This is a genomic window from Streptomyces thermoalcalitolerans (assembly GCF_039525155.1).
Lineage (GTDB): Bacteria > Actinomycetota > Actinomycetes > Streptomycetales > Streptomycetaceae > Streptomyces > Streptomyces thermovulgaris.
Map to the genome: position 1 here is coordinate 1 of NZ_BAAAHG010000090.1, position 10,382 is coordinate 10,382.

Sequence of the window (10,382 nt, forward strand, 5' to 3'; positions counted from 1 at the left end):
GGGGCCGCCGCGGACGCCGGCACCGCCACCGCGCCCCAGGGCGCCGTGCCCCAGGACCCCCCGCACCAGAACGCGCCGGCCCAGGACGCTCCGGGCCAGGGTGCGCAGACTCCGGACGCGCAGGCCCCGGACGCACAGGCCCCGGAGGCCGGCCCGTCCCAGGCCGCGCCCGCCGAGGAGCCGCCTCCCGCGCCGCCGCAGGAGGAGCACCCGCTCGTCTCGTACGTGCTGCGCGTCAACGGCGTGGACCGGCCCGTCACCGACGCCTGGATCGGCGAGTCGCTGCTGTACGTGCTGCGCGAGCGGCTCGGCCTCGCGGGCGCCAAGGACGGCTGTTCGCAGGGCGAGTGCGGCGCCTGCAACGTGCAGGTCGACGGGCGCCTGGTCGCCTCCTGCCTGGTGCCCGCGGCCACCACGGCCGGCAGCGAGGTCCGCACGGTCGAGGGCCTGGCCGTGGACGGACAGCTCTCGGACGTCCAGCAGGCGCTCGTCCGGTGCGGTGCGGTCCAGTGCGGCTTCTGCGTGCCCGGCATGGCGATGACCGTGCACGACCTGCTGGAGGGCAACCCGGACCCGACCGAACTGGAGACCCGCCAGGCCCTGTGCGGCAACCTGTGCCGCTGCTCGGGCTACCGGGGCGTCCTGCAGGCCGTCAAGGAGGTCGTCGCCGAACGCGCGGCGGCCACCGAGGAGGCCCTCGCCGAGCCGGACACCGGCGCCGGCACCGACACCGGAGAGCCGCGCATTCCCCACCAGGCGGGACCGGGCGACGGCGGGGTCCACCCGTCGGCGTTCGAGTCCCCGCACCCGCACGATCCCCATGGCCAGGACGGAGGTCAGGCGTGAGCAACGAAGCCGCCACCGCTGCCGCTCCCGAGACCGCTGCCGCGCCCGAACCGCCGCCGCACGGTCTCGGCTCCTCGCTGCCGGCGGCCGACGCTCGCGCCAAGACGGAGGGCACCTTCCCGTACGCGGCCGACCTGTGGGCCGAGGGCCTGCTGTGGGCGGCCGTGCTGCGCTCTCCGCACCCGTACGCGCGCATCCTGTCCATCGACACCTCGCACGCGCGCGAGATGCCCGGCGTACGGGCCGTCATCACCCACGAGGACGTCCCCGGCCGCCCGGTGTACGGCCGGGGCAAGGCCGACCGCCCGGTGTTCGCCTCGGAGGTCGTGCGCTACCACGGCGAGCCCATCGCGGCCGTCGCCGCCGACCACCCGGACACCGCGCGGATGGCCGCCGCGGCCATCGTCGTCGAGTACGAGGTGCTCGAGCCGGTCACCGACCCCGAGAAGGCCTTCGAGGCCGAGCCGCTGCACCCCGACGGCAACCTGATCCGGCACATCCCGCTGCGCCACGGCGACCCCGAGGTGGTCGGCGAGGTCATCGCCGAGGGCCTGTACCGCATCGGCCGCCAGGACCCGGCCCCCATCGGTGCCGAGGCCGGGCTCGCGGTGCCCCGCCCCGACGGCGGCGTGGAGCTGTACGTGGGCTCCACCGACCCGCACACCGACCGTGACACCCTCGCCGCCTGCTACGGCCTGGAACCCGAGCGCGTGAAGATCGTCGTCACCGGTGTGCCGGGCGCGACGGCCGACCGCGAGGACCAGGGCTTCCAGCTGCCGCTCGGCCTGCTGGCGCTGCGCACCGGCTGCCCGGTGAAACTGGCGGCGACCCGCGAGGAGTCCTTCCTGGGGCACGCGCACCGCCACCCGACGCTGCTGCGCTACCGCCATCACGCCGACGCCGAGGGCAGGCTGGTGAAGGTCGAGGCGCAGATCCTGCTGGACGCGGGCGCCTACGCCGACACCTCCTCCGACGCCCTGGCCGCCGCCGTGGCCTTCGCCTGCGGCCCCTACGTCGTGCCGAACGCCTTCATCGAGGGCTGGGCGGTGCGCACCAACAACCCGCCCTCCGGCCACGTCCGCGGCGAGGGCGCGATGCAGGTGTGCGCCGCCTACGAGGCGCAGATGGACAAGCTGGCCAAGAAACTCGGGCTGGACCCGGCGGAGTTGCGCATGCGCAACGTCATGGCGACGGGCGACGTCCTGCCGACCGGCCAGACGGTGACCTGCCCGGCACCGGTCGCCGAACTGCTCCAGGCCGTACGGGAGCACCCCCTGCCCCCGCTGCCCAAGGACATCCCCCAGGAGGAGTGGCTGCTGCCCGGCGGGCCCGAGGGCGCGGGCGAACCGGGCGCGGTGCGCCGGGGCGTGGGCTACGGCCTGGGCATGGTGCACATGCTCGGCGCGGAGGGCGCCGACGAGGTCTCCACGGCCACGGTGCGGGTCCAGAACGGGGTCGCCACCGTGCTGTGCGCCGCGGTGGAGACCGGCCAGGGCTTCAGCACGCTCGCCCGGCAGATCGTCCAGGAGACCCTGGGCATCGAAGAGGTCCACGTGGCCCCGGTCGACACCGACCAGCCGCCGGCCGGCGCGGGCTGCCGCGGACGCCACACCTGGGTGTCGGGCGGCGCGGTGGAACGCGCGGCGAAGATGGTCCGCACCCAGCTCCTGCAGCCCCTGGCGCACAAGTTCGGCATGTCCACGGAGCTGCTCCAGATCACGGACGGCAAGATCACGTCGTACGACGGCGTGCTGTCCACGACCGTGACGGAGGCGATGGACGGCAAGGAACTGTGGGCGACGGCCCAGTGCCGCCCGCACCCCACGGAACCCCTGGACGAGGCCGGCCAGGGCGACGCGTTCGTGGGCCTCGCCTTCTGCGCGATCCGCGCGGTGGTGGACGTGGACATCGAGATGGGCACGGTCCGGGTGGTGGAGCTGGCCGTGGCGCAGGACGTCGGCCGGGTCCTGAACCCCGCTCAGCTGGCGGCCCGGATCGAGGCGGGCGTCACCCAGGGCGTGGGCATCGCCCTCACGGAGAACCTGCGCACCCCGCGCGGGCTGGTCCGCCATCCGGACTTCACCGGCTACGCCCTGCCCACGGCCCTGGACGTCCCCGACATCCGGATCGTGAAGCTGGTCGAGGAGCGGGACGTCGTCGCCCCCTTCGGCGCCAAGGCGGTCAGCGCGGTACCGGTCGTGGCCACCCCGGCGGCCATCGCCTCCGCGGTACGCGCCGCCACGGGCCGTCCCGTCAACCGCCTGCCGATCCGCCCCCAGGCGGCGGTCGTGACGAATCCTTAGTCGATCTCCGGCCGATCTCCGGCCGAGACCACCCGTCCGGATCGGCCGGCACCGGAGGGGAACGCCGGGGGCTCGCCAGGCGTCTTTCCTCCGGGGGCGTTGTCAGTGGTGGGCCGTATTGTGGGGCCGACGGGACGACGACCGCCGCCGAGGACGGTCCCGGACGCCCGCTCGGCAGGAGCGGGACGACGGGGGAGCACAGGGGACGATGAGCACGGGCACGATGACTCCGGTCGAGGCGGAGCTTCACGAACCGACGGCTGTGGCACCGGGCGTGTGCGCGCCGGGCGCACCGGGGACGTCCGGGGCGGGCTGGCCGCCGACCCGGTCCGGGCTGAGCCTGGACCTGCCGCCCCGCCTCCTGGACGAGGCCTTCGGCCCCGGCTGGGTCGTCCGCTTCGAGGAACTGGACCTCCCGCCCGTGCTCACCCACGAGCCCACGCGCCGTTTCCTGCTCGACGTCGGACTGCCGGAGCAGGCGGGCGATTTCACCCTGGACCTCGACGCCCCCCTGCGCACGCCCGCGGAGTACGCCGCCGACGAGGGCGACCACCGCCTGGCCCTCCCCCCGGCCGCCACGCGCCTCCTACGCCTGGGCGGCCTCGCCGGTGACGGGCACGCGGTGCTCGACGGCACCACCGGCACGCTCCTGCGCTGGACCGGCGGCGACGGCGCCCTGACCCCGCTGGAGACGGACGTCGCCGCCTTCGCGTTCACCCTGTGGCAGTCGACCCGCCCCGCGCCGGCGGACATGACGGGGATCGACGCGGCGTAACCCGCGCAACCCGCGTAACCGACGCGGTGCAACCCGCGTCGGGCCGTCCCCGCGGCGGCTGCCGTTCCGCCCGCACCCCTGGCCGACCGCCGTCTGCCGTATCCTGCCGCCCTGTCCGAGGATGATCATCTGCTTCGTCAAAAACGATGCAGGGGGCGGGAGTTGAGACGCAGAACACTGCTGCGGGGAATGGTGACCGCCGGTCTGGCGGCGGTGGGCGGCGCGGCCACGGTCCGGCCGGCGGCCGCGGCCACGAACTACCTGATCGTGGTCGTCGAACAAGCCGCCAACCAGATCCAGCGGTTCAGCAACGGCACCTCCGACTGGAACGGCACACCCGGCTGGTACTGGAGCGCACCCAGCGGGGACACCTGGCGGCTGCTCGCCGACGCCAAGCGTCGCCTCACCGCCAAGTGGGACGACGTCCTGGTGTGCTGCACCAACGGCACGTCGAAGACCGGCGGACGCGCCGCCATGGTCCGCGAGAGCGACAAGGCGGTCATCTGGTCGGCGGTCGTGCCGGGCAACCCGCACTCGGTGGAACGCATCGACGGCCACGGCGCGATCGTCACCGCCTCCTCCAAGGCCCGGGTGACGGGCGACACCTACCAGTCGGGCGGTGGCATCAACCTCTTCGTCCCGAGCACGCACGGCGATCTTCCGCCGACGTCGTTCGCCGACAGCATCAGCATCGGCTTCTCCGGCGCGCACGGTGTGATGTGGGACGACACCAACGAACTCCTGCTGGCGATCGGCTACAGGGAGCTGCGCGCCTACCGTCTGGTGACCGACGCCGGCGGCATCATCACCGGCCTCACCCTCGTGACGAAGCTGACCTTCTCCGGCACGGGCCACGACCTGCAGCCGGACTACGCCTCCGACGACATCTTCTACACGGTGGGCGGAGACGCCTCCAACCCCGACCACGGCGTGTGGAAGACCCGCCTCGTGTACGACGCCGCCACCGGCACATGGAGCTTCGCCACCCCGACGAGGCTGCACGACTGGTACTTCACGAAGTCCTTCGGCCGGCTCCCCGACGGCACGGAGTTCTGGGTCGACGCCCCGAGCGCGGACATCTGGTGGAACGACACGGTCGGCTTCTCCGGCCGCGCCGACTCGACCCGCGAGGGCGCCAGGTTCTACAAGGCCCGCTTCTGGTCCCACGTCCTGACCTAGCCCACCGCCCAAGCCGTCACCGGCGGAGACGACGGTCACAAGGGCGGCACTCTCCAAGGGTGCCGCCCTTCCCGCCTTCTCGATCGATCGGGCGGGGCCCGTGGCGGGGGCGGACCCGCGTCATGCGCCGGGGGCAACAGGAGTGCCGTACGGCGTTCATGAAAGGTGCGGGGGAACGAAGGCGGGCCCTGCGGTGGTCCTACGACCGGCGGCGGAGAGCGGACCCGACCACGGACAGGGGTGAAAGCGAGGATCGCGCCTTACGCTGGCGGGCATGACCGCACTCGAACGCCGTGACACCGCCGACCCCGGTGACGCCCTCGACCCCAGCCGTTCCGTCCCATCCGGCGACGCCCCGACCGGTCCGGCCGGGCCGCCCGGCCCCGAGGAGGGGGAGGGCGTGCTCGGGCGGGCGCACCGGGCCCTGAGCATCGGGATCGTGTCCGTCGTGCTGGTGGTCGCCTTCGAGGCGACGGCCGTCGGCACGGCCATGCCCGTGGCGGCGCGCGAGCTGGACGGGGTGTCGCTGTACGCGTTCGCGTTCTCGGGATTCTTCACCACAAGCCTGTTCGGGATGGTGCTCGCCGGCCAGTGGTCGGACCGGCGGGGGCCGCTCGGGCCGCTGGCCACGGGGATCGGGTCGTTCGCGGCGGGACTGCTGCTGGCCGGGACGGCGGGCGCGATGTGGGTGTTCATCCTGGGGCGCGCCGTGCAGGGATTCGGCGGCGGACTGGTGATCGTCGCCCTGTACGTCGTCGTCGGCCGGGCCTACTCCGAACGGCTGCGGCCGTCGATCATGGCGGCGTTCGCGGCGGCCTGGGTGGTCCCGTCGATCGTCGGCCCCCTCGCCTCGGGCGCGGTGACCGAGCACATCGGCTGGCGCTGGGTGTTCATCGGCATCCCGGTGCTGGTCGTGCTCCCGCTGGCGGTCGCCCTGCCGCAGATACGGCGGCGGGCGTCCGGACCGGTGGGGGAGCCCGGGGCGGAGCAGGCCTCCTTCGACCTGCGGCGCGTCCGGCTCGCCCTCGGTGTCTCCGTGGGTGCCGGGCTGCTGCAGTACGCGGCCCAGGATCTGCAGTGGCTGTCGCTGCTGCCCGGAGCGGCGGGGGCCGCGCTGCTGGTGCCGTCCGTGCTGAGGCTGATGCCCCGCGGCACCTACCGGGCGGCGCGCGGACTGCCGTCCGTGGTGCTGCTGCGCGGGCTCGCGGGCGGCTCCTTCATCGCCGCCGAGTCCTTCGTACCGCTGATGCTCGTCACCCAGCGGGGGCTGTCCCCGACACTGGCCGGGCTCTCCCTCGCGGCGGGCGGCGCCACTTGGGCGCTGGGCTCATGGGTGCAGTCGCGGCCGAGGGTCGCGCCGCACCGGGAGCGGCTGATGACCCTGGGGATGCTGCTGGTGGCCGCGGCCATCGCCACCGCCCCCAGCGTGCTGATCGACGCCGTGCCCGTCTGGACGGTCGCCGTCGCCTGGGGCTTCGGCTGCTTCGGCATGGGCCTGGTCATCGCCTCCGCCAGTGTGCTGCTGCTGCGCCTGTCCGCCCCCGAGGAGGCCGGGATCAACTCCGCGGCCCTGCAGATCTCCGACGCCCTGTCCAATGTCGTCCTCCTCGCCGCGGGCGGTGCTGCCTTCGCCGCCCTGGGCGGCGGCAGGGTCGCCCACACGGCCGTGACGGCCGCCGGCTCCCCCTCCCACCCGGCCGCGTTCGCGGCGGTGTTCCTGCCGATGGCGGGGGTGGCGCTGGTGGGGGCGTGGGTGACGCGGAGGCTGCGGGTTCACTCGTGAGTGGTATCGCTCTGGTCCCGCGGTGGTGGTGCTGGTGGTGGTGCTGTTTGGGTGGGGCCATGAACCCGCGTCACCGCGACGACCGGACGGAAGCACTCGAGCCGCGCGCCGAGCGGAAGGGGGCCGGGGAACAGACCGTCAGGTGGGCCGAACTGCTGGAGCGGCTCACCTGACGCACAGCCGGCCGCCGAGCGCCTGGCCATCGCCGTGCCGACGGGCGCTGCGGAAGAGGTCAAAGTGGTCGGGGAGGCACTGCGGGAGCTCGCGGAGCAGGGCATGTGACCTGAGTCCCATCCTGGGGAGCGATCCGGCCGCGTGACCGCAGTGACGCATGGGCCGTCGATAAGGTGGCCCGGTCGTCATACACAGCCGAGCCGTTCGAGCATCGACGAACAGGAGACCGTGACCATCACCGCCCCCACCTCCTCCCATCACCTCTCACCCGCCTTCCCCGGCCGCGCCCCCTGGGGCACCGCCAGCAAGCTGCGCGCCTGGCAGCAGGCCGCGATGGACAAGTACATCCAGACGCAGCCGCGCGACTTCCTGGCGGTGGCCACCCCCGGCGCCGGAAAGACGACCTTCGCGCTGACCCTGGCCTCCTGGCTGCTGCACCATCACATCGTCCAGCAGGTCACCGTGGTCGCGCCGACCGAGCACCTGAAGAAGCAGTGGGCGGAGGCGGCCGCGCGGGTCGGGATCAGGCTGGACCCGGAGTACAGCGCGGGACCGCTCGGCAAGGAGTACCACGGGGTCGCCGTGACCTACGCGGGCGTCGGCGTCCGGCCCATGCTGCACCGCAACCGCGTCGAGCAGCGCAAGACCCTCGTCATCCTCGACGAGATCCACCACGCGGGCGACACCAAGTCCTGGGGCGAGGCCTGCCTGGAGGCGTTCGAGCCCGCGACCCGGCGGCTCGCCCTCACCGGTACGCCGTTCCGCTCGGACACCAACCCCATCCCCTTCGTGACGTACGAGGAGGGCCCGGACGGCATCCGGCGCTCGGCCGCCGACTACACCTACGGCTACGGCTCCGCCCTCGCCGACGGCGTGGTCCGCCCCGTCATCTTCCTCTCCTACAGCGGCAACATGCGCTGGCGGACGAAGACGGGCGACGAGGTCGTGGCCAAACTGGGCGAGCCGATGACCAAGGACGCGATCAGCCAGGCCTGGCGCACCGCGCTCGACCCGCGCGGCGAGTGGATGCCGGCCGTGCTGCGCGCCGCGGACCGGCGGCTGACCGAGGTCCGCAAGGCCATCCCGGACGCCGGCGCCCTGGTCATCGCCTCCGACCAGGACTCCGCCCGTGCCTACGCCAAGCTGCTCCACGAGATCACCGGCGACCGTCCGACGCTCGTCCTCTCCGACGATGCCGGCGCCTCGAAGAAGATCGACGAGTTCAGCAACAACGACGACCGCTGGATGGTGGCCGTCCGTATGGTGTCCGAGGGCGTCGACGTCCCCCGGCTCACGGTCGGGGTGTACGCCACGACCATCTCCACCCCGCTCTTCTTCGCCCAGGCCGTCGGCCGTTTCGTACGGTCCCGGCGGCGCGGCGAGACCGCCTCCGTCTTCCTGCCGACCATCCCGGACCTGCTCACCTTCGCCAACGAGATGGAGGTCGAGCGCGACCACGCCCTCGACAAGCCGAAGAAGGAGGGCGAGGAGGACCCCTACGCCGAGTCCGAGAAGGAGATGGAGGAGGCGAACCGGGAGCAGGACGAGAACACCGGCGAGCAGGACATGCTGCCCTTCGAGGCACTGGAGTCCGACGCCGTCTTCGACCGGGTCCTCTACGACGGCGCCGAGTTCGGCATGCAGGCCCACCCGGGCAGCGAGGAGGAGCAGGACTACCTCGGCATCCCGGGCCTGCTGGAGCCCGAGCAGGTGCAGTTGCTGCTGCAGAAGCGGCAGGCCCGGCAGATCGCGCACAGCCGCAGAAAGCCGGCCGAGAAGGCCGATCTGCTCGAACTGCCCGCCGACCGGCGGCCGGTGGTCACACACAAGGAGATGATGGAGCTGCGCCGGAAGCTCAACTCGCTGGTCGGCGCGTACGCCCACCAGAGCGGCAAGCCGCACGGGGTGATCCACACCGAACTGCGCCGGGTGTGCGGGGGCCCGCCCACCGCGCAGGCGACGGCGGGGCAGTTGCAGCAGCGGATCGCCAAGCTGCAGGAGTGGGCGACGCGGATGAGGTGACGCCCCGCCGTGCGTGTCCGGGGCCTGCCCCGGCCGCCCATCCGTCCCGGTGAGCCGCCCATCCGTCTCGGTGAGGCGAAAGGGGTCCTTCCCGGGAAACCCTCCCGGAGCCCTTCCCGGGGTCCTTCCAGGGCCCCTCCCCAGGCTGCGTCCCGAGCCCCGGCACAGGCCGTCCCCCCTGCCCGGGTCTCGCCCCGGGCCCCGGCGAGGGCCGCGCGCTTCTGCACCCCCGGAGTGAGGATTTGTGCAGGTCAGCAAGTGGATCCGGACAAACGTGAGCAGGCTGTGACGATCAGTGACCGGATTCTGGACAGAGGCTTCCGCTCAGCGAACCGGCTTCGCTAATGTCCCGCTACGCACACGCCCCGTGGCAGCACCGCCGCGGAACGCAGCCGTGTAGCGACTTCAGTCCGGGACGCCCCGGACCGCCGGCCGATCGGCAGCCCCTGGAGCGCGTCACTGACGGGACTCGGTGACGCGTCCGGCGCGAAGGGGCCCGCCGACCTCACCACTGAAGGAGTGGGCGTCGTGACCGCGGAGACCTCTCAGACGCTCGACCGCGGCCTCAGGGTACTCAAGCTGTTGGCCGATACGGATCATGGGCTGACCGTCACCGAGCTGTCCCGGAAACTGGGCGTCAACCGCACGGTGGTGTACCGATTGCTCGCCACCCTGGAGCAGCATGCGCTGGTACGCCGTGATCTGGGAGGCCGCGCCCGGGTCGGACTCGGGGTGCTGCGGCTGGGCCGCCAGGTGCATCCGCTGGTGCGGGAGGCCGCGATGCCGGCGCTGCGGTCGCTGGCCGACGACATCGGGGCGACCGCGCATCTGACGCTGGTGGACGGCGGGGAGGCACTGGCCGTCGCCGTGGTCGAGCCGACCTGGACGGACTACCACGTGGCCTATCGGCCCGGACTGCGGCACCCCCTGGACTGGGGCGCGGCGGGCAAGGCGATTCTCGCGGCCCGCCGGAAGCCGATGGCGGAGCCCGGCTACACCCTGACCCGCGGCGAGCCCGAGACGGGCGCCTGCGGGGCGGCGGCGCCGCTGCTCGGGGTGACGGGGATCGAGGGCAGCGTGGGCGTGGTGATGCTGACGGACTGCGTACCGGAGCGCGTGGGACCGAGAGTGGTGGACGCGGCACGGGAGATCGCGGAGGCGCTGCGTTAGGGGGTGTCGTTTGGATCAGGCCGGCTCCGATGGGCGGTGCCTGGTGACCGGGGTGAGCGGGGTTCGGTGCGTGCGGATGCAAGGCGGAGGAGGGAGTCGACGCGGAGCGTCGGCGAGTGACGACAACGCC

General features: G+C 73.2%; 7 protein-coding genes. All 7 read left to right on the plus strand.

The annotated features are described in order from the left end of the window. Positions 1 to 846, plus strand: an 846-nt coding sequence (locus tag ABD224_RS28085; protein WP_344054913.1) for a (2Fe-2S)-binding protein, incomplete at its 5' end; no start/stop codon positions are given. Further along, positions 843 to 3,149, plus strand: coding sequence for a xanthine dehydrogenase family protein molybdopterin-binding subunit (locus tag ABD224_RS28090; protein WP_344054915.1), 2,307 nt, complete (start codon positions 843 to 845; stop codon positions 3,147 to 3,149). The genes ABD224_RS28085 and ABD224_RS28090, both read left to right, overlap by 4 nt. A 208-nt stretch (positions 3,150 to 3,357) precedes the next feature. Continuing rightward, complete coding sequence (locus ABD224_RS28095; protein ID WP_344054917.1) at positions 3,358 to 3,924, plus strand: SUKH-4 family immunity protein; 567 nt, start codon at positions 3,358 to 3,360, stop codon at positions 3,922 to 3,924. 162 nt (positions 3,925 to 4,086) lie between these two features. Then, the gene (locus tag ABD224_RS28100; RefSeq protein WP_344054919.1) at positions 4,087 to 5,103 is read left to right on the plus strand and encodes a DUF6528 family protein; all 1,017 of its coding nucleotides are present in this window, start codon (positions 4,087 to 4,089) and stop codon (positions 5,101 to 5,103) included. Positions 5,104 to 5,377: 274 nt separating this feature from the next. Then, complete coding sequence (locus tag ABD224_RS28105; RefSeq protein ID WP_344054921.1) at positions 5,378 to 6,886, plus strand: MFS transporter; 1,509 nt, start codon at positions 5,378 to 5,380, stop codon at positions 6,884 to 6,886. Positions 6,887 to 7,288: 402 nt separating this feature from the next. Beyond that, positions 7,289 to 9,082, plus strand: a complete 1,794-nt coding sequence (locus ABD224_RS28110) for a DEAD/DEAH box helicase (protein WP_344054923.1) — start codon at positions 7,289 to 7,291, stop codon at positions 9,080 to 9,082. A gap of 528 nt (positions 9,083 to 9,610) precedes the next feature. Further along, positions 9,611 to 10,252, plus strand: coding sequence for an IclR family transcriptional regulator (locus tag ABD224_RS28115; RefSeq protein ID WP_344054925.1), 642 nt, complete (start codon positions 9,611 to 9,613; stop codon positions 10,250 to 10,252). Positions 10,253 to 10,382 lie beyond the last annotated feature (130 nt).

Excerpts from the sequence above, each read along its gene's own strand:
- ABD224_RS28095 (WP_344054917.1), top strand. The coding sequence starts at position 3,358 with ATGAGCACGGGCACGATGACTCCGGTCGAGGCGGAGCTTCACGAACCG.
- ABD224_RS28105 (WP_344054921.1), top strand. The coding sequence starts at position 5,378 with ATGACCGCACTCGAACGCCGTGACACCGCCGACCCCGGTGACGCCCTC.